General features: G+C 50.6%; 23 protein-coding genes and 5 tRNA genes. 7 read left to right on the top strand and 21 right to left on the bottom strand.

The genetic code is table 11. From position 1 onward, the window contains the following. Nucleotides 1-41: 41 nt before the first annotated feature. The 5 genes from Q9I99_RS00620 to dut all read right to left on the bottom strand — a co-directional run bounded on the left by Q9I99_RS00620 (nucleotide 42) and on the right by dut (nucleotide 3,034). Nucleotides 42-131, bottom strand: a tRNA-Ser gene (locus Q9I99_RS00620). 78 nt (nucleotides 132-209) lie between these two features. Beyond that, nucleotides 210-300: transfer RNA gene (locus Q9I99_RS00615), tRNA-Ser, on the bottom strand. 82 nt (nucleotides 301-382) lie between these two features. After that, nucleotides 383-1,162, bottom strand: a complete 780-nt coding sequence (yaaA, locus tag Q9I99_RS00610; protein ID WP_301667824.1) for a peroxide stress protein YaaA — start codon at nucleotides 1,160-1,162, stop codon at nucleotides 383-385. A 156-nt stretch (nucleotides 1,163-1,318) separates the two neighbouring features. Further along, complete coding sequence (dapC, locus tag Q9I99_RS00605; protein WP_301667825.1) at nucleotides 1,319-2,506, bottom strand: succinyldiaminopimelate transaminase; 1,188 nt, start codon at nucleotides 2,504-2,506, stop codon at nucleotides 1,319-1,321. 75 nt (nucleotides 2,507-2,581) lie between these two features. Continuing rightward, entirely contained in the window at nucleotides 2,582-3,034 is a 453-nt protein-coding gene (gene dut / locus Q9I99_RS00600; protein WP_301667827.1) for a dUTP diphosphatase, read from the bottom strand. A 165-nt stretch (nucleotides 3,035-3,199) separates the two neighbouring features. On the opposite strand from dut, the gene Q9I99_RS00595 reads away from it, so the two are divergent. Together Q9I99_RS00595 and Q9I99_RS00590 are read left to right on the top strand one after the other, a co-directional pair. Further along, on the top strand, nucleotides 3,200-3,910 hold the full coding sequence (locus tag Q9I99_RS00595; protein ID WP_301667828.1) for an AzlC family ABC transporter permease: 711 nt from the start codon (nucleotides 3,200-3,202) through the stop codon (nucleotides 3,908-3,910). After that, on the top strand, nucleotides 3,907-4,215 hold the full coding sequence (locus tag Q9I99_RS00590; protein ID WP_118792703.1) for an AzlD family protein: 309 nt from the start codon (nucleotides 3,907-3,909) through the stop codon (nucleotides 4,213-4,215). The genes Q9I99_RS00595 and Q9I99_RS00590 overlap by 4 nt, the downstream gene beginning before the upstream one ends. A 68-nt stretch (nucleotides 4,216-4,283) precedes the next feature. Here Q9I99_RS00590 and Q9I99_RS00585 read toward each other — a convergent pair whose 3' ends face one another. The 6 genes from Q9I99_RS00585 to dnaB form a co-directional block, all read right to left on the bottom strand. Then, nucleotides 4,284-4,757: a PilX family type IV pilin gene (locus tag Q9I99_RS00585; RefSeq protein ID WP_301667956.1), complete on the bottom strand. Its 474-nt coding sequence runs from the start codon at nucleotides 4,755-4,757 to the stop codon at nucleotides 4,284-4,286. A gap of 1 nt (nucleotide 4,758) precedes the next feature. Next, nucleotides 4,759-5,355 (bottom strand): pilus assembly PilX family protein, encoded by a 597-nt coding sequence (locus Q9I99_RS00580; RefSeq protein ID WP_118792705.1) that lies wholly within the window; start codon nucleotides 5,353-5,355, stop codon nucleotides 4,759-4,761. Further along, complete coding sequence (locus Q9I99_RS00575; protein WP_118792706.1) at nucleotides 5,334-6,275, bottom strand: PilW family protein; 942 nt, start codon at nucleotides 6,273-6,275, stop codon at nucleotides 5,334-5,336. Before Q9I99_RS00575 ends, Q9I99_RS00580 begins: the two co-directional genes overlap by 22 nt. Further along, the gene (gene pilV / locus Q9I99_RS00570; protein WP_118792707.1) at nucleotides 6,272-6,883 is read right to left on the bottom strand and encodes a type IV pilus modification protein PilV; all 612 of its coding nucleotides are present in this window, start codon (nucleotides 6,881-6,883) and stop codon (nucleotides 6,272-6,274) included. Before pilV ends, Q9I99_RS00575 begins: the two co-directional genes overlap by 4 nt. A 28-nt stretch (nucleotides 6,884-6,911) precedes the next feature. Further along, the gene (locus Q9I99_RS00565) at nucleotides 6,912-7,577 is read right to left on the bottom strand and encodes a GspH/FimT family pseudopilin (RefSeq protein ID WP_301667830.1); all 666 of its coding nucleotides are present in this window, start codon (nucleotides 7,575-7,577) and stop codon (nucleotides 6,912-6,914) included. A gap of 154 nt (nucleotides 7,578-7,731) precedes the next feature. Beyond that, nucleotides 7,732-9,138, bottom strand: a complete 1,407-nt coding sequence (dnaB, locus tag Q9I99_RS00560; protein ID WP_301667831.1) for a replicative DNA helicase — start codon at nucleotides 9,136-9,138, stop codon at nucleotides 7,732-7,734. 162 nt (nucleotides 9,139-9,300) lie between these two features. On the opposite strand from dnaB, the gene Q9I99_RS00555 reads away from it, so the two are divergent. Continuing rightward, the gene (locus Q9I99_RS00555; RefSeq protein ID WP_301667832.1) at nucleotides 9,301-9,882 is read left to right on the top strand and encodes a superoxide dismutase; all 582 of its coding nucleotides are present in this window, start codon (nucleotides 9,301-9,303) and stop codon (nucleotides 9,880-9,882) included. A gap of 64 nt (nucleotides 9,883-9,946) precedes the next feature. On the opposite strand, the gene Q9I99_RS00550 is transcribed toward Q9I99_RS00555, so the two are convergent. Further along, nucleotides 9,947-10,279 (bottom strand): general secretion pathway protein GspG, encoded by a 333-nt coding sequence (locus tag Q9I99_RS00550; protein ID WP_301667833.1) that lies wholly within the window; start codon nucleotides 10,277-10,279, stop codon nucleotides 9,947-9,949. 247 nt (nucleotides 10,280-10,526) lie between these two features. Here Q9I99_RS00550 and cysT point away from each other — a divergent pair, with 247 nt between their 5' ends. The 3 genes from cysT to Q9I99_RS00535 all read left to right on the top strand — a co-directional run bounded on the left by cysT (nucleotide 10,527) and on the right by Q9I99_RS00535 (nucleotide 13,548). Then, nucleotides 10,527-11,363 (top strand): sulfate ABC transporter permease subunit CysT, encoded by an 837-nt coding sequence (cysT, locus tag Q9I99_RS00545; RefSeq protein ID WP_301667834.1) that lies wholly within the window; start codon nucleotides 10,527-10,529, stop codon nucleotides 11,361-11,363. A gap of 254 nt (nucleotides 11,364-11,617) precedes the next feature. Then, nucleotides 11,618-12,478: a sulfate ABC transporter permease subunit CysW gene (cysW, locus tag Q9I99_RS00540; protein ID WP_301667835.1), complete on the top strand. Its 861-nt coding sequence runs from the start codon at nucleotides 11,618-11,620 to the stop codon at nucleotides 12,476-12,478. Then, entirely contained in the window at nucleotides 12,475-13,548 is a 1,074-nt protein-coding gene (locus Q9I99_RS00535) for a sulfate/molybdate ABC transporter ATP-binding protein (protein ID WP_301667836.1), read from the top strand. Before cysW ends, Q9I99_RS00535 begins: the two co-directional genes overlap by 4 nt. A gap of 56 nt (nucleotides 13,549-13,604) precedes the next feature. Here the strand turns inward: Q9I99_RS00535 and ilvA are convergent, their stop codons facing one another. After that, nucleotides 13,605-15,131, bottom strand: coding sequence for a threonine ammonia-lyase, biosynthetic (gene ilvA, locus Q9I99_RS00530; RefSeq protein ID WP_301667837.1), 1,527 nt, complete (start codon nucleotides 15,129-15,131; stop codon nucleotides 13,605-13,607). A 147-nt stretch (nucleotides 15,132-15,278) separates the two neighbouring features. Here ilvA and Q9I99_RS00525 point away from each other — a divergent pair, with 147 nt between their 5' ends. Next, nucleotides 15,279-16,448: a D-alanyl-D-alanine carboxypeptidase family protein gene (locus tag Q9I99_RS00525; RefSeq protein WP_301667838.1), complete on the top strand. Its 1,170-nt coding sequence runs from the start codon at nucleotides 15,279-15,281 to the stop codon at nucleotides 16,446-16,448. Nucleotides 16,449-16,572: 124 nt separating this feature from the next. Here Q9I99_RS00525 and Q9I99_RS00520 read toward each other — a convergent pair whose 3' ends face one another. The 8 genes from Q9I99_RS00520 to Q9I99_RS00485 form a co-directional block, all read right to left on the bottom strand. Beyond that, complete coding sequence (locus Q9I99_RS00520) at nucleotides 16,573-17,145, bottom strand: 50S ribosomal protein L25/general stress protein Ctc (protein ID WP_003678083.1); 573 nt, start codon at nucleotides 17,143-17,145, stop codon at nucleotides 16,573-16,575. Nucleotides 17,146-17,211: 66 nt separating this feature from the next. Then, nucleotides 17,212-18,195 (bottom strand): ribose-phosphate pyrophosphokinase, encoded by a 984-nt coding sequence (locus Q9I99_RS00515; RefSeq protein ID WP_107818814.1) that lies wholly within the window; start codon nucleotides 18,193-18,195, stop codon nucleotides 17,212-17,214. A 167-nt stretch (nucleotides 18,196-18,362) separates the two neighbouring features. Then, nucleotides 18,363-18,438, bottom strand: a tRNA-Gln gene (locus tag Q9I99_RS00510). 8 nt (nucleotides 18,439-18,446) lie between these two features. Then, nucleotides 18,447-18,522, bottom strand: a tRNA-Gln gene (locus Q9I99_RS00505). 12 nt (nucleotides 18,523-18,534) lie between these two features. Continuing rightward, a tRNA-Gln gene (locus Q9I99_RS00500) sits at nucleotides 18,535-18,610 on the bottom strand. 7 nt (nucleotides 18,611-18,617) lie between these two features. Further along, nucleotides 18,618-19,463: a 4-(cytidine 5'-diphospho)-2-C-methyl-D-erythritol kinase gene (gene ispE / locus Q9I99_RS00495; RefSeq protein ID WP_118996969.1), complete on the bottom strand. Its 846-nt coding sequence runs from the start codon at nucleotides 19,461-19,463 to the stop codon at nucleotides 18,618-18,620. A gap of 9 nt (nucleotides 19,464-19,472) precedes the next feature. Further along, nucleotides 19,473-20,054: an outer membrane lipoprotein LolB gene (locus tag Q9I99_RS00490; RefSeq protein ID WP_301667839.1), complete on the bottom strand. Its 582-nt coding sequence runs from the start codon at nucleotides 20,052-20,054 to the stop codon at nucleotides 19,473-19,475. Between the two features lie 130 nt (nucleotides 20,055-20,184). After that, on the bottom strand, nucleotides 20,185-22,029 hold the full coding sequence (locus Q9I99_RS00485) for a tetratricopeptide repeat protein (protein WP_301667957.1): 1,845 nt from the start codon (nucleotides 22,027-22,029) through the stop codon (nucleotides 20,185-20,187). Between the last annotated feature and the right edge of the window lie 314 nt (nucleotides 22,030-22,343).

Here is a 22,343-nt window from a genome sequence, read left to right as displayed (position 1 = left end):
CGCCAAAAAGAACCGCCCTGAATCAGGACGGTTTTGCTTTGTGGCGGAAACGGTGGGATTCGAACCCACGGAGGATTTACACCCTCAGCGGATTTCGAGTCCGCTGCATTCAGCCTCTCTGCCACGTTTCCGAAAGATAAAGTAAAACCAAATAAAAATGCCGATGCTTTATGCTACTTCATTTTTATTTGGTTTTTGACCTCAAGGATTGGCGGAAGCGGTGAGATTCGAACTCACGGAGGGCTATCAACCCTCGACGGTTTTCAAGACCGTTGCATTAAACCGCTCTGCCACGCTTCCGTCTTCTTGAAGATTAGGAATAATAATGAAGTTTATACATTTTGCCAAGCACTTTTTTCGGAAAATACTTAATTTATTGTTTTCACTTTATTTGTTCCGAACGCATAAACACCCATTCGCTTTCATTTGAAGCCGCGTCATCGAATGCGTAGCCTTCGTAATTAAAATTTTTCAGCATTTCAGGATCGGTAATATTGTGTTCTGCCGCATAGCGCACCATTAATCCGCGCGCGCGCTTGGCGTAAAAACTGATGATTTTATATTTGCCGTTTTTTTCGTCTTTAAATATCGGGGTAATCAGCCTCGCCCGAAGTTTTCTCGTGTTGACGGACTTGAAATATTCCTGTGAGGCAAGATTGACAAGCGTATTGCTGCCTGCTTGGGCAAGCGTGTCATTTAAAAGGTTGATAATGATGTCGCCCCAAAACTCATACAAATTCTTGCCGCGCAAATTGGCAAATGCCGTCCCCATTTCCAAACGGTAAGGCTGTATCAGGTCTAACGGGCGCAAAAGACCGTACAGGCCGGACAGCAGGCGGACATGGTTTTGCAGATATTGTATTTGATTGGTATCCAATGTGTTTGCATCCATACCTTCGTAAACATCGCCGTTGAACATAAAGACCGCCTGTTTGGCGTTTTCCGGCGTAAACGGCGTGTGCCACGCCGCATTTCGTTCGGTGTTTAAGAGTGCGATTTTGTCGGAAACGTGCATCAGTTCGGCGATCTGTTGCGGCGCAAGCTCGCGCAGCTGCTGCATTAGAATTTCGGACTCTGCCAGCAGGTCGGGTTGGGTAAACTCGCTGACAGGGGCAGGGTCTTTTTCGTTAAGGTTTTTCGCAGGAGAAAGGACAAAAAACATAATCTGCTCGGTATTGTGTCAAACACGGGGATTTTAAGTTTAAACGTGTTTGCGGGCAAGCCGATTAAAAGTGAAGTAAATACCGTTACAGCAAATTCAACCGTAAAATATTGAAAATGCCGTCTGAACAAAAGTTCAGACGGCATTTTTTATTCTTTACCGATATAGGGAAACAATGGTTTCCGCAGCTTTGACACAAGTTGCGACATCGGCAACCAAAGCAATACGCACATAACCTTCCCCGGGATTACCCTGTTCGGTATCCCGCGCCAAAAAACGTCCGGGCAATACTTGGATAGCGGCTTTTTGCCATAAATTGCGTGCAAATGCCAAATCGTCGCCATCGGGGACTTTCAACCAGATGTAAAACGAGGCATCCGGTAATTTGACGTCAAATACCTGTTGCAAAATGGGAATAACGCGCTCAAATTTTTCCTGATACAGACGGCGGTTGTCGATAACGTGTTGTTCGTCATCCCAAGCGGCAATGCTTGCGCGCTGCACAGGAATGCTCATTGCACTGCCGTGATAGGTTCTGTAAAGCAGAAAGTTTTTAAGCAGTTCGGCGTCGCCGGCGACAAAACCGGAACGCAGGCCCGGAACATTGGACCGCTTGGACAAACTGGTGAACATAAGCAGTTTTTGTCTGCTTCGACCCAACTGTGCAGCGGCTTGCAGACATCCTAAAGGTTTGTTGCCGTTAAAATAGATTTCTGAATAACATTCGTCTGATGCAATGATGAAGCCGTATTTATCCTGCAGATCGAAAATTTCTTTCCAATCGTCCAAATCCAGCACACTTCCGCTGGGATTGTTGGGCGAACAAACAAATACCATCTTGGTGCGGTGCCAAATTTCTTCGGGAACGCTGCCCCAGTCCGGATTGAAAGACGGTGCGGGACAGTTGGCAAAATGGATTTCACCGCCGCCCAAAACTGCCGCGCCTTCGTAAATTTGATAAAAAGGGTTCGGGCTAACGATTACGGGTTTGATGCTATCTGAAACAGGGTCCAACACGGTTTGAACAAAAGAAAACAACGCCTCCCTACTGCCTAAAACCGGCAGAATTTCATTATCCGGATTGACCGTCAGGCCGTCATAACGGCGTTTTAACCAGTTCGCACACGCCTGACGCAGTTCAGGCAAACCTGCCGTCAGCGGATATTTTTCCAACTCGTGCAATGAGGCGGTCAGCGCATCAGTAATGACTTTCGGTGTCGGGTGTTTCGGTTCGCCGATATGCAGCGGGACGGCTTCCAGACCTTCGGGAGCGGAAATGCCCTGCATCGCTTCACGCAGTCGGGCAAAGGGATAGGGTTTGAGTTGGTTGAGTAAGGTATTCATGATTTTCTCCGGTTGTCGGTATATCGGAAGATATGCCGTCTGAACCTGACGTGCTCTTCAGACGGCATTTTATATTCAATGCAAACCCGTACTGCCGAAGCCGCCCTCACCTCGGCTGCTTCCGACAAACTCCTCGACACGTTTGAAGCCCGCCTGTACGACCGGAACGATAACCATCTGCGCGATACGCTCGAACGGTTTGACAGTAAACGGCTCGCTGCTTCTGTTCCATAACGACACCTTCAATTCCCCCTGATAATCGGAGTCGATCAAGCCGACCAAATTGCCCAAAACAATACCGTGTTTATGCCCCAATCCGGAACGGGGCAGCAAAACGGCGGCGTATGCGGGATTCGCCAAATAAACCGCCAAACCTGTCGGTACAAGCAACGTTTCGCCCGGCTGCAAAACGACTTCCTCATCCAAACAGGCGCGCAAATCCAAACCTGCAGAACCCTCCGTCGCATAGGCAGGGATAAAATCCGCCATCCTCTCGTCCAACACTTTCATTTCTACTTCAATATTCATCGTCTTGCTCCTGCATACGGCCGGTTTCAAAGATGGGAGATTATACACAAGCCGTGTTTACGCTGAAACACAACAAACTGCTTTTGTTTTGAAACCATCCTCGACTGTCAAAAACATTCTGCCTGTGTATAATACCGCCCCGTCTCTTCATATATAAACATTAACATGACGCACACAGCCTCTCCACGTGATGAATTCATACGCGGCATCAAAGAAAGTTCGCCTATGCTGATTGGGCTTTTGCCTTGGGCATTGATACTCGGTATGCAGGGCGGGCAAAAAGGCATGAGCTGGCTGGAAATGTTGTTGATGACGGGGATGAACTTCGCCGGCGGCTCCGAGTTTGCCACGGTAAACCTGTGGGCGGAACCTCTGCCGATACTGCTTATCGCCACCGTAACCTTTATGATTAATTCGCGACATATCCTGATGGGGGCGGCACTTGCCCCGCACATGAAAGAAATACCGCTGAAAAAAGCCGTGCCCGCACTGTTTTTCATGTGTGATGAAAGCTGGGCGATGGCATTCTCCGAAATCCAAAAACGGAAAGCAGCCGGTTTGCCCGCATTCAATATGCCTTTTTATATGGGCGTATGCTTTATCCTCTACATTACTTGGATAGGATTTGCCGCATTCGGCGCGGCAGTAGGACCCATGTTCGGCAATGTGGACGCTTGGGGATTCGGTATGGCATTTCCTGCCGTCTTCCTAGTGCTTTTACGCGGAATGTGGAAAAGTTTTTCCGCATCAAGACCTTGGTTTGTCAGCCTGATTGTTGCAGCAGCAGTTTATCTGACCGTTGAAGGCGCGTGGTATGTTCCTGCCGGCGCACTGTCCGGTCTGTTATCGGCTTATCTCTGGGGAGAACAAAAATGAAAGACTTGCTGTCGCTCCAATCATTCCTGTTGTTTGCCTCTATGCTTGCCGTAACCTACTCCACACGTCTGATCGGATTTTTCGCACTACGCAACCGAACCCTAAGCCGCCGCGCCCAAACCGTTATGGAAGCCGCGCCGGGCTGCGTCCTGATTTCCGTCATTGCCCCCTATTTCGTATCCGACAAGCCGCACGAACTTATTGCCATCGCGTTAACCGCCTTTGCGGCCTGCCGCTTTTCTATGCTCCTTACCGTATTGATAGGAGTCGGCTCGTCAGGCATCTTGGGATGGTTGATGGCATAATTCATTTCAAAATACCCATAAAAATGCCGTCTGAAAATTGATTTTCAGACGGCATCGGCAAAACAGCCCTATTTTTTACGGTTAGAGAAAGCCTCACAACCGACATCCGCAGACAAGGTTTCCAAATGAGCCCGGGCAGAATCGGCATCACGGCATTTGTATCCGTCGCCCACGCTGTTTACCCATACCGACAAGGTATAACCCGTACCTTCCTTCGGAACGCCGACCAACCTGTATGCCCTTGATTTTGCCGCATCGACAAATTCCCCCGAAACACTATATTTTTCGGCAATTTTCGGATTCATCTTATAGGCCGGTGCAAACTTTTTCAGTTCCGCATCAAGTTTCTGATTACTTTCCCCGGGATTTTTTAAAATAATCTGTTTGAAGGCATTGTTGATACTGACCATCTCCGTATAAAGCTGGGACTGATAGCCTTTTTCAATATAACTTTGATAAGAAGGTATGGCAATGACGCTGATGATGCCGAGTATCGCGACAACTATCATTACCTCAACCAATGTAAACCCTTTTTGTTCCATTTTATTGCTCATCATTATTGCTTACATAAGATTGCAGGACGACCACGGTATTGGCATTCTTACCCCAAGCCTTGGCAGTAACCCTGTAAATATTTTGGTTATTCTTCACACCCAAATATTCGATAATATAACGCGGCATTTTGCTGACGCTTCCCGTACCTTTCCCATATACCATCCCTTTATTGTCAATACACAGGTTGGTAGAATTTGCAGGGCAAAAACGCTTCACCGCCTCAACGGTAGGCTTGCCTTGCACCACAATATTGTCAAAAGCCTCTTCATTATCATTATTTGTCCGCACATTCACTGCGGTACACAGACCGTTTTCACAGTTTTCGCTAAATGTAACCTTACTGTCCGTAGTATATTCCAAATCCAAAACCTGAAATTCGCCGTCCCGCAAAGCCGCCTCGGCTAAAGACAAAGCCAATTTCCTGTCTGATTCGTTGGCACTGATCCTCTGCTCGGTATTGTAAGACTGCGCGGCAGTTACAACCAAAAAGGCCACGACGATCATAACCATCAGCACGATAAACAGTGCGAACCCCCTCTGTTCGTCAGAAGTCGGGATTCCCGTCAAAGTGTTCTGTTTGCGCATACATTTCCCCCGCGTATTGTCGCATCGATACGGTAAGCATAAATATTATTGTCTGAAGAAGCGGCAATCTTGGTATCAGTACCGCTATTCAATAAAACTTCCACCCCGGCAGGCGTAACAGCACCTTTGGAACTGTCGAATTTATCCGTATATTTGAATTTTTCCTCTTTGCCGGCATCTTCATCTTCAGGACAGTCGGAAACATAGACATACCGCACATTCATATGGGTAATTTTTTTCACGAGCAACTGAGGATTACCCCATCCGCCATTAGCATTCAATTGGAAGCGGAACAAACCTTCCTCATCGGCAATCTTGCCGACCGCATAGGCATTAACCTCATGCCTTTGACGCGCAATATTGCCATTTTGCCTGTTATCCGTATCCGGAATATTCAATTCTTTTTTTACATTTTCTAAAGTAAGGATTTGCTTGCCCGGTTTCGATATTGCGGCACAGCTGCTGACGACGGTAGTCGCGGCGCTTGCATTAGCATCATCGATACCGTATTGGAAAATCAATGCCTTACCGGACTGGGTAAAACCCGGATATCCGATATTTGAAGATTCCGCTATGGGAATAAGTTTATCTATACCGTTCCTTTTTAAGGAAAAAGGAGAATTTTGTTGCGTCGTATCGGAAATAACATCAGTTGCAGAATGCTCGGACATATTGAAACAACCGAAGCCGCCCGCCATTCTCGCATCGCGGACAATCAATGTTGCCGCATTCCGCAAATCCTGTTGCGCGGCAAGACGCTCGTTTGCCGCATCATTTAATTTCCGGGACGTAAAGTAACTCGATCCGACCGCCATCAGGACAATCATACTGAGCAGGCCTGCAACCAGAAATTCAACAATGGTAAAACCCTTCATACCATCATAACTGCCTTTTGGTACGTTTAGCATTTTACGTTTCATTCCCGACCTCCGACCCTTGCCTGATAGGTATATACGATATTGTCGCCGTTCGCTTCAAGATTCGTACGGGCAATATCCGAATCCCCTGCCGAATCATTTACCCACAATACTTTAATTAAAGTATCTCCGTTTGCCTTATTGTCGCAATTTGAAGAAAAAACACCGCTGTCGGACAATGTCGGCGCATTACCCGACGAATCTTTGCAGACGGCGTAATGAATAGCTGCCGCATCCGGCAAGGCATTTTTCAATTCATAACCGAACCTGTCCAACTGGGCTTTTGCCAAATCCTTCTTGGTTTTCAAATTATTAAGCGTGAAATCGCCGTCGGAGGAAGAAGGGGTGTACGACCCTGTGTAAAGATTATAGTTTTTCTTGTTGCTGTCCGAATCGATGGTCGGATTCATCAACATTCCTTCCATCAGGTTTTGCGTGATTTGGCTGACGATGGTTTGTGTCTCCGCCTCCCTGACGGAAGCAACTGTCCGCAACTGCACAGACAGCAATGCCAAAATACCGATGGTCAGAACGAGCATAGCGACCAAGACTTCTATCAGCGCCATACCGGACTGGGGATCTTTCAGGCGGAAGCAATCATTATTCTTCATTTTTTATTTCCCAAACCGACTAAAACAGTCATTGATGTTGGCATACGGCACGCGTATCGTTTCTAGGACAAACTTCAACCCTGCCGCTGCTGTCAATCAAAACCACCGCCGAACGGAATTTCTTTTCATCGGCAGAAACCGCCTTCGCATCTGTCAGCACGATTTGGATATAACCGTCGGAGTAAACAAATCTGGAAGTACGCGCGAGATTCTGATCGGGAGAATAGCCGAATGCCCCGTTTTGGTTGAAAGTCCAAACAACACGGTCGGCGGTCGGCTGAGACTGACCGAAAGCGATATGGTTGAAGACATAATTAATCCGGCTGTCGTCGGCATCATTCAACACCACGCTGCGGAGGAAAACATCCGCCGCATCGCCGTCATATGCCTTATTGCCGTTTTTGTCGCCGAAAGCCAACACTCCCTGCCCCTTCTTGCCGAAGTCGCACTGGTTGTTGACCGTACCGTCTTTTTTAACTTGAACAGGACAGATATAGACAGGGAGATTGAGCCGGACGGCTTCGCCCCTGGAGAAACGCAAAAGGTTGGCAACCTGCTCCGCATGACTGGCAATGCGGCGGGATGCAATCCACCGGCTCATACTGGGGAGGGCTATCATCGCCATAATGGCTGCGATGACCATCACGATAAGCAGCTCTATTAGCGTGAAACCTTGTTGTTTTCGTGTACACATAAGCAATAGGACGTTAACTGGTAATGTATTTTCAATTATATGCCGTCTGAATGCAAAAATGCCTCAAGACCGCATTTTATTTTTTAGGGCAATCTCTAAGCATGATTTTAAACGATTTTGCCTGATTTCGCCTAATAAATTTTTATATAACCATTTAATCTTCTATCTTTGCCTCCTCGGGAACATAGGCAGCATTGTCGAATTTGGTAAACTGCCCCATCCATGTCAGGAAAACTTTTCCGACCGGACCGTTGCGGTGTTTGCCGATAATACATTCGGCAAGGCCTTTCATGGGTGAGTCTTGGTTGTAGTATTCGTCGCGGTACATGAACATAATCAGGTCGGCATCTTGCTCGATTGCGCCAGACTCGCGAAGGTCGGACATCATCGGGCGTTTGTCGGTACGCGATTCGACCGTCCTGCTCAACTGAGACAAAGCGATGATAGGAACCTGCAATTCTTTCGCCAACGCTTTAAGCGAACGTGAAATCTCTCCCAGCTCCGAAGCACGGTTGTCCGAACGCCCCGAACCCGACATCAGTTGCAGGTAGTCGATGACGATTAATCCCAGCTTATTGTTAAATTGACGGGCGAGACGGCGGGCACGGGCGCGCAGTTCGAGCGCAGTCAGACCCGGGGTCTCGTCGATGTACATGGGCGCGTCGGAGAGTTTGACGACTGCTTCGTTCAGACGACCCCAGTGTTCGTCTTCCAACCTGCCTGTTTTCAGGACGCTTTGATCCAAGCGTCCGACCGAACCGAGCATACGCATAACCAACTGCGCACCGCCCATTTCCATCGAGAAAACGGCAACGGGCAGCTTGCCTTCTACGGCAACGTGTTCGGCGATATTGATAGAAAAGGCGGTTTTACCCATAGACGGGCGGCCGGCGACGATAATCAGGTCTCCGGGCTGAAGGCCCGAGGTTTTTTTGTCGAGGTCAATGAACCCCGTCGGCACGCCGGTTACTTCATCGGGATTGTCGCGCGAGTAGAGCATATCGATGCGCTGTACGACTTCTTTCAGCAAATCGGGCATCTCCAAAAAACCCTGCTTGGATTTGGCCGTGCTTTCGGCGATTTGGAATACTTTGTTTTCCGCCTCGTCCAAAAGCTGACCCGCGTCCCTGCCTTGCGGATTGTATGCGCTGCGTGCGATTTCCGTCCCCACTTCAGCGAGCTGGCGCATGATGGAACGCTCGCGCACGATTTCGGCATAGCGGCGGATGTTGGCGGCAGACGGGGTGTTTTGCGCCAGCGTAATCAGATATTCAAATCCGCCTGCCGCTTCCAATTCTTCGTTCCGCTGCAAATCTTCCTGAACCGTAATCACATCGGCAGGACGGCTCTCATTGATCAGTTTGGCAATGGATCGGAAAATCAGGCGGTGTTCGTGGCGATAGAAATCCTCTCCCGAAACCACATCGGCAATCCTGTCCCATGCCGGATTTTCCAGCATCAACCCGCCCAAAACGGATTGTTCCGCCTCCATCGAATGTGGAGGCAGCGACAATGCGCCGACCTCACGGTCTTCAGACGGCATAGCTGCGTAATCGTTCATGGTACATCCTATCTGTCGTGCCGAAATTGCAATCTTCTATTATAGCGTAAAGCAGGTTTAATTGGTTTCCATCCCTCAAAACAGGTAAAATATGTGCGCTGCCGAGCTATTTGCAGCAACACTGCCAAAATACAACATTTAAAACAATATTAGGAGCACAAAATGGAACATAAGCTGCCGCAACTGCCTTATGAACTGGACGCATTGTCCCCGCATCTGAGCAAAGAGACTTTGGAATTCCACTACGGCAAACACCATCAAACCTACATCACCAACCTGAACAATCAAATCAAAGGCACCGAATTTGAAAACCTGCCTTTGGAAGAGATTGTGAAAAAATCTTCGGGCGGCGTGTTCAACAACGCGGCGCAAACTTGGAACCACACCTTCTACTGGCTGGGTTTCACGCCCAAAGGTCAAGGCAAGCCTGCCGGCGAACTGGCCGCCGCCATCGACGCGAAATGGGGCAGCTTCGAGAAATTCCAAGAAGCGTTCAATGCCTGCGCAGCCGGTACTTTCGGCTCCGGTTGGGCGTGGCTGGTGAAAACCCCTGCCGGCGGATTGGATTTGGTTTCCACTTCCAACGCCGCTACGCCGCTGACCACCGAAAACACGCCGCTCTTGACTTGCGACGTGTGGGAACACGCCTATTACATCGACTACCGCAACAGCCGCCCCAACTACCTGAAAGGTTTTTGGGAAATCGTCAACTGGGACGAGGTTGCCAAACGTTTTGCCGCATAAGCCGCAAACCGGCAAAATGCCGTCTGAACACATTTCAGACGGCATTTTTTACGGGAAGTCCGAATCAATGTCCGCAGGCGCAAGCATCGCCGTGGTGTCCGCAACCTTTAGCCGCTTCGAGCCACGCGTCATCATCGCCTTCAAACTCTTCCACTTCGTCAAACTCGCCGCGTTCCACCATGGCGCACAACTCTTCAAGGCTTTCCGCGCCCTCTACCCAAAAACAGGGAATGCCCGGCGGCGTATCGGGCGCAAGCAGTGCCGCCACGCCTTCATGCCACGCAATCCAATAGCCGTTGTCCGTGCGGACGAATTGTGCGTTTTCGTTGACCGACTCGCCTTCCGTGCCTTCCAGCATACGTTCCGCAATGTCCGCCTGAAAAGATAAAATCTGCATAAGTGTTCCTTTATATGATGGTTTTCCGTCAAAACAAGGCGTTATAGTGGATTAACAAAAACCAGTACGGCGTTGCCTCGCCTTGTCCTGATTTAAATTTAATCCACTATATTTTAAAACATCACGCCCGCTTGAGAAACTGCCAACCGCTTTATAACAAATTCGTCTTTGCACCAAACTTTCCATTCTTTCCGTTTTTCAGACGGCATCGTTAAAGTAATGCCTTTATTTTCCACCCTTACCGACCATGTTACTGCTCAAAACACCCGGCATCCTTCCCGGCTTCAAAATCAGCCTCGGCCTGACCGTATTGTGCCTGTCGCTTCTGGTGGTTTTACCGTTTGCGATGATGGCGGCGAAGGCGGCGGAAATCGGCTGGGGCGGCTTTTGGAACACGATTGCCGAGCCGAACGTGTTGGCGGCGGTGTGGCTGAGTTTGCGGATGTCGTTTTATGCGATGCTGACCAATGTCGTGTTCGGCACGCTGGTGGCGTGGGTGTTGGTGCGCTATGAATTTCCGGGCAAAGGGTTGGTAAACGCTTTGGTCGATTTGCCGTTTGCGCTGCCGACGGCGGTTACGGGTATCGCGTTGGCAACCCTGTATGCGCCCAACGGCTGGATAGGCCGTTTTTTCGAGCCTTTGGGTATCAAAATCGCGTTTACGCCCGTCGGTATTTGGATTGCGCTGATTGTTGTCAGCCTGCCCTTTATCGTCCGCGCCGTGCAGCCGGTATTGGAGGAATTGTCGGGCGAATATGAGGAAGCGGCGGCAACTTTGGGGGCAAACCGCTTCACGACGTTCCGCCGCGTGCTGCTGCCGGAAATCACGCCGGCACTCTTGACCGGCGCGGGCATGATGTTCGCGCGGGCAACGGGGGAATACGGCTCGGTGATTTTTATCGCGGGCAATATTCCGATGGTTTCCGAAATCCTGCCGCTGATTATTACGGGCAAGCTGGAACAGTTCGATGTGCAGGGCGCGTCGGCGGTGGCGTTGTTTATGCTGCTGGTTTCGTTTGTCATCCTGTTTGCGCTGAACGTGATGCAGTGGGCGTTAAGCAGGCGTTCGGGTGCGAAGGGTTGAGGGGTCGTCTGAAATACCTGTTACCGTCATTCCCGCGCAGGCGGGAATCCATTGGTAAATTTCAGCTGCCTTATTTATTTTCTGTTTTCCTGTTGCCCTGTGGTGGATTCCCGCCTGCGCGGGAATGACGGTAGCTAGACGTTTTTATTCCCTTAATCAATAAAAGGTTGTCTGAAAACGAATCCGCTCCACGAAAACGGTTTTTCAGACGGCATCCGAACACCTTAAACAACAAACCGGGGAACACCACCGCCATGAAACCCTATTCCGCCAATACCAACCTGACCGAACCGCGCTGGCTGCGCGTGCTGCTGACCGCCACTGCCTTGGGCTTTCTGCTGCTGATGCTGGTCGTGCCGCTCGTCGCCGTGTTTTACGAAGCCTTAAAAGGCGGTTGGGATTTGTACCTGAAATCCTTAAGCGATCCCGAAGCGTGGTCTGCCATCAAATTGACGCTGATTACCGCGCTGATTGTCGTCCCCGTCAATGCCGTCTTGGGCGTGGCGATGGCGTGGCTGCTGACCCGTTTTGATTTTCGCGGCAAGCAGTTGCTGACCACCCTGCTCGATTTGCCGTTTTCCGTATCACCCGTGGTGGCCGGTTTGATGTTCGTCTTATTGTTCGGCGCGCACACGGCATTGGGCGGCTGGCTGGAAGCGCAAGGCATACAGATTATCTTCGCCATCCCCGGCATTGTTTTGGCGACGCTGTTCGTTACCTTCCCCTTTGTCGCACGCGAAATCATCCCGCTGATGCAGGCGCAGGGCGACAGCGAAGAACAAGCCGCGCTGATTCTCGGCGCAAGCGGCTGGCAGATGTTTTGGCGCGTTACCCTGCCCAACATCAAATGGGCGTTACTCTACGGCATCATCCTTACCAACGCCCGCGCGATGGGTGAGTTCGGCGCGGTCAGCGTGGTATCGGGACACATACGCAGCGAAACCAACACCGTCCCGCTTTTGGTCGAAATCTTCTACAACGAATACAACTTCACCGGCGCATTCGCCCTCTCCGGCGTATTGGCACTTTTAGCACTGGCGACGCTGGCGGTGCAGAACATCATCACCAAATTACAAGATAAAAAACTCGCCGCCGCCGAAAGGAAAGCAGTATGAGCATCACCATTCAAAACTTAAACAAACACTTCGGCAATTTTCACGCGCTGAAAAACATCAACCTCAACGTCCCCACCGGCAAACTCGTTTCCCTGCTCGGCCCGTCCGGCTGCGGCAAAACCACGCTTTTACGCATTATCGCCGGACTGGAAAACGCCGACGGCGGCAAGATTCTGTTTGACGGGCAAGACGTAACCGCCAAACACGTCCGCGACCGCAAAGTCGGCTTCGTGTTCCAACACTACGCCCTCTTCCGCCACATGAACGTGTTTGACAACGTCGCCTTCGGTTTGACCGTATTGCCCAAGTCCGAACGCCCGTCCAAAGAACAAATCCGCACCAAAGTCGAAGAATTGCTCAAACTCGTGCAGCTCTCCCACCTCGCCAAATCCTATCCGCACCAGCTCTCCGGCGGCCAACGCCAACGCATCGCCCTCGCCCGCGCGCTTGCGGTCGAACCGAAACTCCTGCTTTTGGACGAACCCTTCGGCGCGCTGGATGCCAAAGTACGCAAAGAATTACGCACCTGGTTGCGCGACATTCATCACAACTTGGGCGTAACCAGCATTTTGGTTACGCACGACCAAGAAGAAGCCCTCGAAGTTTCCGACGAAATTGTCGTGATGAACCACGGCAAAATCGAACAAACCGGCAGTGCCGAAGCCATTTACCGCAAACCTGAAAACGCCTTCGTTACCGAGTTTTTAGGCGAAACCGACGCATTTGAGGGACGCATCGAAAAAGGCTTATGGCATTACAACGGCTTCGCGTGGAAATTGGACGCGCAATACAAATGGCAGGAGCAAACCGCCACCGGCTATATCCGTCCGCACGAATGGCAGATCGCCGCCGAACACGAAACCCCGATGATTTGTGCCGAAATTGAAAAAATCCACGCCGTCGGCGCATTGACGCACGTTTTAGTGAAACACGGCAAACAGGACGTGCACATCACGCTGGCTGGCAGCGATGCCGCGCGTTACCCAATCGCCGAAGGCAAAGAATTAAACTTAATTCCGAAACAGGTTTATGTCTTCTCTCAAAACGAGCTGATTGAATATTCGATTTAATCCTGAAAACACAATGCCATCTGAAAGGCTTTCAGACGGCATTGTGCTTTCAAGCGTCAGGCAAGAAACAGCTTGTACGCGGCATTTTGCGTTTCCTCGTGATAGCTGTATCCCAGACTTTCCAAGAAACCGTCAAATGCGGCGGCATCGTGCGGCGGCACGTCGATACCGACCAAAATCCGCCCGTAATCCGCACCGTGGTTGCGGTAATGGAAGAGCGTAATGTTCCAACCGCCCTGCATATGGTTCAAAAAGCGCGCCAACGCCCCCGGACGCTCCGGAAACTCAAAACTGACCAAACGCTCGTTTTCTACTTTGTCCGTCCGCCCTCCGACCATATAGCGGATATGGATTTTGGCAATCTCGTCATCGGTCAAATCGACATTGGGCAATCCCGCTTCATCCAACCGGCTGCCGATAACCGCCAAATCCTGCGGGCCTGCCGCTTGAAGTCCGACAAAGATATGCGCTTTTTCATCGTCCCCGTAGCGGTAGTTGAACTCGGTAATATTCCTATTTCCCAATATATTGACAAACTTAAGGAAGCTGCCGCGTTCTTCGGGGATGGTAACGGCAAAAATACCTTCGTTGCCCTCTCCCAATTCGCTGCGTTCCGAAACGTGACGCAAACGGTGAAAATTCATATTCGCGCCGCTGGTAACGGCAATCAGGGTTTGGTTTTCCGCGCCTTCTCGGGCAATATAGGCTTTTAGACCCGCCAACGCCAACGCGCCGGCCGGCTCGGTAATGCTGCGCGTGTCATCAAAAATATCCTTGACCGCACCGCAAACCGCATCGGTATCGACTGTAATGATTTCATCCAAAAGTTCTTTGCAGAGGCGGAAGGTTTCGTCTCCGACGACTTTGACCGCCGTGCCGTCTGAAAACAGCCCGACATCCTTCAAATGGACGATTTCGCCCGCTTCGACCGACTGCTTCATACAGCAGGAATCGTTGGTCTGAACGCCGATAACTTTGATTTCGGGACGGACCTGCTTGATAAATGCCGCCACGCCCGCTGCCAAACCGCCCCCCCCTATCGGTACGAATACGGCGCGGATTGGATCGGGATGCTGGCTGACAATTTCCATCCCCACCGTCCCCTGTCCCGCAATCACATCAGGATCGTCAAACGGTGCGATATAGGTCAGCCCTTCCTGTTCCGCCAGCTCCATCGCATAATCGTAGGCATCGTTGTATGAAACACCCCGCAAAACCACCTCGCCGCCACGGCTTTTAACCGCATCCACTTTAATTTTCGGCGTAGTCTCCGGCATAACGATAACGGCACGGCAGCCCAAACGCTGTGCGGACAACGCCACGCCTTGGGCATGGTTGCCCGCACTTGCCGCAATCACGCCGCAAGCGAGCGCATCTTTCGGCAACTTGGACATTTTGTTGTACGCGCCGCGTATTTTGAACGAAAAAACCGGCTGCAAATCTTCGCGTTTCAAAAGGATGTTGTTTTTCAAACGTACAGAAAGGCTGCGTGCCGTTTCCAAAGGCGTTTCGACCGCAACATCATAGACAGATGCCGTCAGGATGCGGATGAGGTAATCGGAATAAGGAAGGGGCGTGTTCATAATTCAATATGGGATAATCGGTTTATTAAAATCGCAAAACCCAAAACCATACGCCCAAGACGGCGCGAAAGCAAGAAAAATCCGCCCGATCAGACACCCTAAGCGTATAATCGGCAGGCTGAAACACTCACACAATTAGAATATTTCATGACAGCACATAAAATCCTGCCCGTCCTGCTTTCCATCATCTTAGGCGTTTCTCACGCAATAGCTGCATCGCCCGCGCCCAACAGACCGACGGTACACGCCGCCCCCACACTCCAAACACCTGAAACCCTCACAGCGGCACACATCGTTATCGACCTTCAAAGCAGGCAGACTTTATCCGCCAAAAACATCAATACCCCTGTCGAACCGGCGGCACTGGCGCAATTGATGACCGCATATCTGGTTTTCAAAAACATGAAATCGGGAAATATCCAATCTGAAGAAAACTTAAAAATACCCGAATCCGCATGGGCTTCAGAAGGCAGCAGAATGTTTGCCCGTCCCGGCGATACGGTCAGCACCGACAAACTCTTAAAAGGCATGATTGCCCTATCCGCAAACGATGCCGCCCTAACCCTTGCCGGCCGGCTGGGCAACGGCTCGATTGAAAATTTTGTGCAACAAATGAACAAAGAAGCCCGACGCCTGGGCATGAAGAACACTGTATTCAAAAACCCTACAGGCTTGAGTAGAGAAGGACAGGTTTCCACCGCCCGCGATCTCGCCCTGCTGTCTGAAGCATTGATGCGCGACTTTCCGGAATATTACCCGCTGTTTTCCATCAAATCTTTCAAATTCAAAAATATAGAACAAAACAACCGCAATATCCTTTTATATAGGGACAACAATGTAAACGGTCTGAAAACCGGACACACAAAAAGCGGCGGCTACAACCTTGCCGTGTCATACTCCGGCAACGGCAGGCACATCCTTGCCATCACATTGGGTTCGGAATCGGCGGAAACACGCGCATCAGACAACAGCAAGCTGCTGAACTGGGCATTGCAGGCCTTCGATACGCCCAAAATATATCCGAAAGGCAAAACCGTTGCCCAAATCCAAATTTCCGGAGGCAGCAAAAAAACCGTCCGCGCAGGCTTCCTCAAAGAAGCCTACATCACTCTGCCACATAAGGAAGCGAAAACAGCCGAACAAATTTTGGAAACCATACAGCCAATTCCCGCCCCGGTAAAAAAGGGGCAGATTTTAGGAAAAATCAAAATCAGGCAAAACGGATACACCATTGCCGAAAAAGAAATTGTCGCACTGGAAAATGTAAAAAAAAGAAGCCGGTGGCAAAGGCTTTGGGTGCGTCTGACAGGGCAGTAATCCGCCGTTTCAAATATCCCGCTTTTCCAACAAATAAAGAGATGCCGTCTGAAACATGGTTCAGACGGCATAAAACAACAGGGCGGTACGTATTGCATACGCGCCGCCCTGCTGCTGAAATCAATTAGCGTTTTTTACCGGTAACGGTAGCAACAGCCAGATTTTCGTTACGTTTCAGGGAAACGCTTTCTACACCTTCAGGCAGTTTGATGTCGGACAGATGCAGAATGTCGCCGGCAACCACTTCGGCACAATCCAAATCCAAGAAAGCAGGGATATTGGCAGGCAACGCAACCACTTCAACAGTCGTGTTCAGCAGAGATACGCGACCGCCTTGCAATTTAACGGCTTGAGAATTTTCAGCGTTAACAATGTGCAGGGGAACACGGATACGTACAAGTTGATCGGCTTTCACAGCTTGGAAGTCGATGTGTTGAACTTCGCGGCGGAACGGGTGCATTTGGAAATCGCGGACGATAACGTCTTTGGTTTCGCCGTTCAGAGACAATTTAATCAACGCTGTATGGAAAGATTCTTTTTCCAATGCGTAGAATACAGTTTTGTGATCCACAGCAATTGCAACGGGCTCTTGACCTTCACCGTACAGAATGCCGGGGATTTGGCCTTCGCGACGCAGGCGGCGGCTCGCACCAGTGCCTTGTGCTTCACGAACAGAGGCTTGAATTTCATAAGTCATGTTAAATACTCCAATTTAAATAAAACTACCGTCATCGGCCGCGACCAGCTTAAGACGGCATCGGGGTTACGGCAGCAGCATGCTGCCTGTCATCACTTCTTCATTGAAAAGATATGAGACGGATTCTTCATTACTGATGCGGCGGACGGTTTCAGCCAACAGACCGGCAATCGTTACCTGACGGATACGGTCGCAGTTTTTAGCCGCTTCAGACAAAGGAATGGTATCGGTTACGACCACCTGGTCGATTTCGGATGAGGCGATACGGCTGACCGCCTCTCCGGAGAACACGGCGTGGCTGGCATATGCCAAGACACGTTCTGCACCGCGCTCTTTCAGGGCGACGGCGGCTTTGCACAGCGTATTTGCAGTGTCAATCATATCGTCCACAATCAGACAGGTTCTGCCTTGAATGTCGCCGATGATGTTCATGACTTCCGCCACATTAGCTTTCGGGCGGCGTTTGTCGATGATTGCCAAGTCGGCATTCAGGGATTTTGCCACGGCACGGGCGCGGACGACACCGCCGATGTCCGGGCTGACGACGGTCAGATTTTCAATCCGCTGCTGCTTGATGTCGTTCAACAGAATCGGGGTAGCATAAATATTGTCCACCGGAATATCGAAGAAACCTTGAATCTGGTCGGCATGCAAATCGACAGTCAAAACACGGTCGATACCTGCCGAATACAGCATATTTGCCACCAGTTTGGCAGAAATCGGAACGCGGACGGAACGCGGACGGCGGTCTTGGCGCGCATAGCCGAAATACGGAATGGCTGCGGTAATACGGCCTGCCGAAGCGCGCTTGAGCGCATCCGCCATTGTCAGGATTTCCATCAGGTTGTCATTGGTCGGCGCGCAAGTAGGCTGAAGGATGAAAACATCGCGACCGCGTACGTTTTCCAACAGTTCGACGGCAACTTCACCGTCTGAAAACTTGGAAACGGAAGCATTGCCCAAAGAAATGTCCAAATGCTTGACAACACGTTGTGCCAATTCGGGATTGGCATTGCCTGTAAATACCATCAAACTGTCGTACGCAGCCATATTCTCACCTGATTTTATGTTTAACTTCCGCTCAGAAAACACAATGCTTCCCTCCGCTTGTACCAAGCCCGACATTATACCTGCAACATCCGACACAAACAAAGGCATTTCAATATTTTTATTTCTATAAAACAAAAAGCGTGTAAGCAAGCTTACACGCTTTTATCTGGCTGGGGAGGAAGGATTCGAACCTTCGCATGCTGGAATCAAAATCCAGTGTCTTAACCGCTTGACGACTCCCCAAGGAAATATGGCTGGGGAGGAAGGATTCGAACCTTCGCATGCTGGAATCAAAATCCAGTGTCTTAACCGCTTGACGACTCCCCAACTTGTTTGGCTTGGCTGGGGAGGAAGGATTCGAACCTTCGCATGCTGGAATCAAAATCCAGTGTCTTAACCGCTTGACGACTCCCCAACAATGTTTATACGGACAACAAAGGATGTTTTGAAAGACCCTCTGCCAAATATGCCTCGTACAAACCTGAAACTTGTCGGTATATATTGTATGCGCTATTCCTATCTTGACACGCCGTGAATACACACGCACCAGAACCTGTCATTAAGGCAAATCCATATCGGGACAACTCGGAATAGGCTTTCCAAACTTCAGGGTATTCTTTAAATACAACTGCCTGCATATCATTTCTAAACGGTTGCAGGTTTTGGAAAGTCGGCATTATGCTTGAGGCGGAATTTCGTGTCAAGCCTTCGTGTGTGAAAATTTTTGCGGTGGAAACGTGGACGGGCGGTTTGACGATGACATACCACTGTTTCGGAATATCCATTTCGTCCAGCCTGTCGCCTATACCCCGCGCAAACGCATTTTTGCCGAAAATAAAAAATGGTACGTCCGCCCCCAAAGCCGCGCCCGAATCAATGAGCTGCCGCTGCGTCAGACCGCACTGCCACCAACGGTTCAACACCAGCAAAACGGTTGCCGCATCCGAGCTTCCTCCGCCCAAACCGGCCCCGGTCGGAATTTTTTTGTCCAGCCATATCTCCACGCCGGTAGGGGTGCGTGCATATTTTTGCAGCAACGATGCGGCACGGTAGCTTAAATCCGCCTCCTGCGGCATTCCATCAACCGGATTGTGCAGGATGATTTTGCCGTCGTCCCTTGGTTTCAAATATACGGTATCCTGCAAATCTATCAGGCAGAATATGCTTTCGATATTGTGATAACCGTCTTCCCGCCTTCCAGTAATCCTCAAATCGAGATTCAGTTTTGCAGGTGCGGGAAACGCCTGCCGTCCGTCCGCAATATTCATCTGTCCGCCTTATCTCGTGCGCGCCGCACAACGTTCCGGGGTTTCGGTTTCAGACGGCATTCCAATTTCGGTGAAAACCAGCCTGATGTTCAATTTCCCGTTGTCCAATTGCAGGATGCGGGTTTTTCCTCCGCTGCCTGCGGTTCTGCCGATTGTCCAACCGTATTGCTCCAGCATACCGTCCGGCAGGATGCGGTAAGGTGCACCCGCCACACGCCTGCCTTCTGCCCAGATATGCAGATATTGGATTGGTAGTTTGAAACCGGCTAGCTGCCTGCTCAAGTCTTCCGCACTCTCTGCCTGATAAACATTTCCTTTAGCATCCACTACCAACGCACCGTCTTTGTCTTGACACAACTGTCCGAGCGTACTGCCCAAAGGGGTGTTGATATTGATGGTTTCCACGGGCGGTTGGTATGTCCAATCGAAATTTGCATACGAACCTTTCCCTTCCGCTTTAACTGCCAACCGCCCTTCCGCTGCAAAACTGCTGATGTGTTCGGACGGCTGCCACAGGCCTGCACTGTCCTGCGGCAACTGCGCACAGGCCGACAAAAGCAGGATTGCCGCTATTGATACAGTATGTTTCATGAAAATTTCCTTACCGATTGAAATCCTACCTGCGTGGACAACATCCTTTAAAACAGAGGCGTTGGCATTTGCCGGAGCGGAATGCGGCCGCCGTCTTTTTTCCAACCGCGCCTTCCATGTTCAGACGGCATTATTTCCGATGTTTTCGGAAAAGTTCGGGCAATGTGATTCCGTAGCGTTTGAGCGTTTCCCGCCATATTTTTTTGTCTCCCGTAAAGTGTGCCGCCTGAGTCCACACGTCAACCGCCTGATCGCGTTCACCCAATGCCCACAACACCTCGCCCAGATGGGCGGCAACTTCGGGCCCGGGGTCGTTTTCAAACGAATACCGCAGATACGGCAGCGCGCTTTCCGCGTCTCCTTTCAGGTAATACGCCCAGCCTATGCTGTCGTTGACGGCGGTATCGTCCGGGTTGATTTGGTATGCCGTCTGAAGCAGGGCGAAGCCTTCGTCCAAACGCTTGGGATCGGTCAGCAGGCTGTAGCCCAGATTATTCATAATTTGTGCATTGTCGGGCGTAAGTTTGAGCGCGGTTTCAAGGTCGGCAATCATTTTTTTCCGTTTGCCTGACTGCTCGTAAAAAATGGAACGCTGTGCCAATGCTTCTGCCAAAGGTTCCGCGCTTCCCGCCGCCGAAAGTTTGGCGACGATCTTGTTCAGCCCAATCAGGGCTTCCCGTTTGTCGGGCAGCTTCGACAGGGCGAGCATCTGTATTTTGGACAAATTGTCTGCCGTAAAATACCGTCCCTGCTGTTCCGGCAGCTTCCTGACCTTCCCGATCTGCCGCAAGGCCGCCCCGCCGCCGTCCAATTCGGCAGCCGCCGCAGCCGCCAGCACGCCTTTGTCGAACAGGTATTCAGGCGCGGACACCTTTTTCAGCCACTGCCTGACTTTGGCATAATCCCTGCGGTCGGCATACATCATCGCCGCCGTCATCGCCGCCCTGCTCCGCTGTTCCTCCGTCCCCCTGCCGTATGCCTTTTCGACATAGCCGTCGATAACGGAAATATCTTCTTTCCGGTTTGCCGCCAATATTGCCGCCTGAATATACAGATCCGCATTCGGATTGGCATCCAGCAACACTTTCAAGCGTTCATATGCATCATCGGGCCTGCGCAGGGAAACAAGGTTCATAATTTCCATTTCCTGCCAAACGGTTGAAAGGTTTTTGGTGTCTGTTTGCTCGAAAAAACCGCTGAGTATCTCGGGATAACGGCGCGCAACCAGACGCAAGGTTACCAGGGTCGGTGGTAGTATTTCTGTATCAAGTTTTGCCAAGCGTTGCAATGCCGCGATTGCTTTATCTTTTTCCCGCACTTGCACGTTAAAAACCACATCGGCAACCGCCGCTTCGGGCAGATGTTCATATTTCAACGCCGCGCGGTGGACGGCCTCCGATGCTTTTTTCGCCAATCCGTCCTGCTGCACGGCGGCTTGCGCCAGCAGCAAAAATATCCTGCGGTTTTGCCCGTCATCCGCCTGCGCCAATATCTCTTCCAGCCCGTCCAAACGTTGATTTTCTTCTCCTTTCAGCACGCTCCGCAACCATGCCATCCGTTTTTGCGCCTCACCCGGTATAGGCTCAATCTGCCGCCATTTCTGATAAATCATCTCAGCCTGTTCAAACGCATTCAGCGACACGGCCATTTCCAAGGCACGTTCGGCAACTTCGGGGGATTTTGTACGCTCCAACATCAGCATATAGGCGGCAAGTGCCGTTCCCGCCTGCCCCTTTTGCAAGGCGGTTTCCCCTCCCAGCAACGTAAATATCTGATTAACCCGTTCGCCCACTGCCGCAAGCCGTGCGCGTTCGTTTTTGATTTCTTCCTCGCTGTAACGCTGATGTTTCCTTAAAACCTTTCCGACTTCCTTCGGCTGTTTCATATCCCCCGCACCGCCTCCGGCGGCAGACACCTGTCCGGCAATCAAGGCTGCCGTCAACACAGTTAACATTTTGAAACGGTTAGGTAGCATAATCATCCTTTATCCGACATCCGTCCGAACTTTCAGACGGCATATAATCAGGCGTAACTTTATCACAAGCAGAATCGTTTGTAGATTTGCGAAACCCGCCCGAAGGCAGGGCTGCGTTTTGGGATTGCGTCGATTTGCCTGCATACGATGCAGGACAATCCTTGCCTTATCATTTGGTTTGACAGTTTAATTTATTGAACAAAAAGAAATTTATTTCATTCCGTCTATTTTTCGACATGATTCCGAAGCACAGCCGACGGCAAAATGCCGTCTGAAACGCAAATCCGCTTCAGACGGCATTCCTGGTTCCGACG

This window comes from Neisseria basseii, from assembly GCF_962707005.1.
In the GTDB taxonomy this organism is placed as follows: domain Bacteria; phylum Pseudomonadota; class Gammaproteobacteria; order Burkholderiales; family Neisseriaceae; genus Neisseria; species Neisseria bergeri.
This window is presented reverse-complemented; position numbering and strand designations above follow the sequence as displayed.

Excerpts from the sequence above, each read along its gene's own strand:
- yaaA (WP_301667824.1), bottom strand. The coding sequence starts at position 1,162 with ATGTTTTTTGTCCTTTCTCCTGCGAAAAACCTTAACGAAAAAGACCCT.
- dapC (WP_301667825.1), bottom strand. The coding sequence starts at position 2,506 with ATGAATACCTTACTCAACCAACTCAAACCCTATCCCTTTGCCCGACTG.
- dut (WP_301667827.1), bottom strand. The coding sequence starts at position 3,034 with ATGAATATTGAAGTAGAAATGAAAGTGTTGGACGAGAGGATGGCGGAT.
- Q9I99_RS00595 (WP_301667828.1), top strand. The coding sequence starts at position 3,200 with ATGACGCACACAGCCTCTCCACGTGATGAATTCATACGCGGCATCAAA.
- Q9I99_RS00590 (WP_118792703.1), top strand. The coding sequence starts at position 3,907 with ATGAAAGACTTGCTGTCGCTCCAATCATTCCTGTTGTTTGCCTCTATG.
- Q9I99_RS00585 (WP_301667956.1), bottom strand. The coding sequence starts at position 4,757 with ATGGAACAAAAAGGGTTTACATTGGTTGAGGTAATGATAGTTGTCGCG.
- Q9I99_RS00580 (WP_118792705.1), bottom strand. The coding sequence starts at position 5,355 with ATGCGCAAACAGAACACTTTGACGGGAATCCCGACTTCTGACGAACAG.
- Q9I99_RS00575 (WP_118792706.1), bottom strand. The coding sequence starts at position 6,275 with ATGAAACGTAAAATGCTAAACGTACCAAAAGGCAGTTATGATGGTATG.
- pilV (WP_118792707.1), bottom strand. The coding sequence starts at position 6,883 with ATGAAGAATAATGATTGCTTCCGCCTGAAAGATCCCCAGTCCGGTATG.
- Q9I99_RS00565 (WP_301667830.1), bottom strand. The coding sequence starts at position 7,577 with ATGTGTACACGAAAACAACAAGGTTTCACGCTAATAGAGCTGCTTATC.
- dnaB (WP_301667831.1), bottom strand. The coding sequence starts at position 9,138 with ATGAACGATTACGCAGCTATGCCGTCTGAAGACCGTGAGGTCGGCGCA.
- Q9I99_RS00555 (WP_301667832.1), top strand. The coding sequence starts at position 9,301 with ATGGAACATAAGCTGCCGCAACTGCCTTATGAACTGGACGCATTGTCC.
- Q9I99_RS00550 (WP_301667833.1), bottom strand. The coding sequence starts at position 10,279 with ATGCAGATTTTATCTTTTCAGGCGGACATTGCGGAACGTATGCTGGAA.
- cysT (WP_301667834.1), top strand. The coding sequence starts at position 10,527 with ATGTTACTGCTCAAAACACCCGGCATCCTTCCCGGCTTCAAAATCAGC.
- cysW (WP_301667835.1), top strand. The coding sequence starts at position 11,618 with ATGAAACCCTATTCCGCCAATACCAACCTGACCGAACCGCGCTGGCTG.
- Q9I99_RS00535 (WP_301667836.1), top strand. The coding sequence starts at position 12,475 with ATGAGCATCACCATTCAAAACTTAAACAAACACTTCGGCAATTTTCAC.
- ilvA (WP_301667837.1), bottom strand. The coding sequence starts at position 15,131 with ATGAACACGCCCCTTCCTTATTCCGATTACCTCATCCGCATCCTGACG.
- Q9I99_RS00525 (WP_301667838.1), top strand. The coding sequence starts at position 15,279 with ATGACAGCACATAAAATCCTGCCCGTCCTGCTTTCCATCATCTTAGGC.
- Q9I99_RS00520 (WP_003678083.1), bottom strand. The coding sequence starts at position 17,145 with ATGACTTATGAAATTCAAGCCTCTGTTCGTGAAGCACAAGGCACTGGT.
- Q9I99_RS00515 (WP_107818814.1), bottom strand. The coding sequence starts at position 18,195 with ATGGCTGCGTACGACAGTTTGATGGTATTTACAGGCAATGCCAATCCC.
- ispE (WP_118996969.1), bottom strand. The coding sequence starts at position 19,463 with ATGAATATTGCGGACGGACGGCAGGCGTTTCCCGCACCTGCAAAACTG.
- Q9I99_RS00490 (WP_301667839.1), bottom strand. The coding sequence starts at position 20,054 with ATGAAACATACTGTATCAATAGCGGCAATCCTGCTTTTGTCGGCCTGT.
- Q9I99_RS00485 (WP_301667957.1), bottom strand. The coding sequence starts at position 22,029 with ATGCTACCTAACCGTTTCAAAATGTTAACTGTGTTGACGGCAGCCTTG.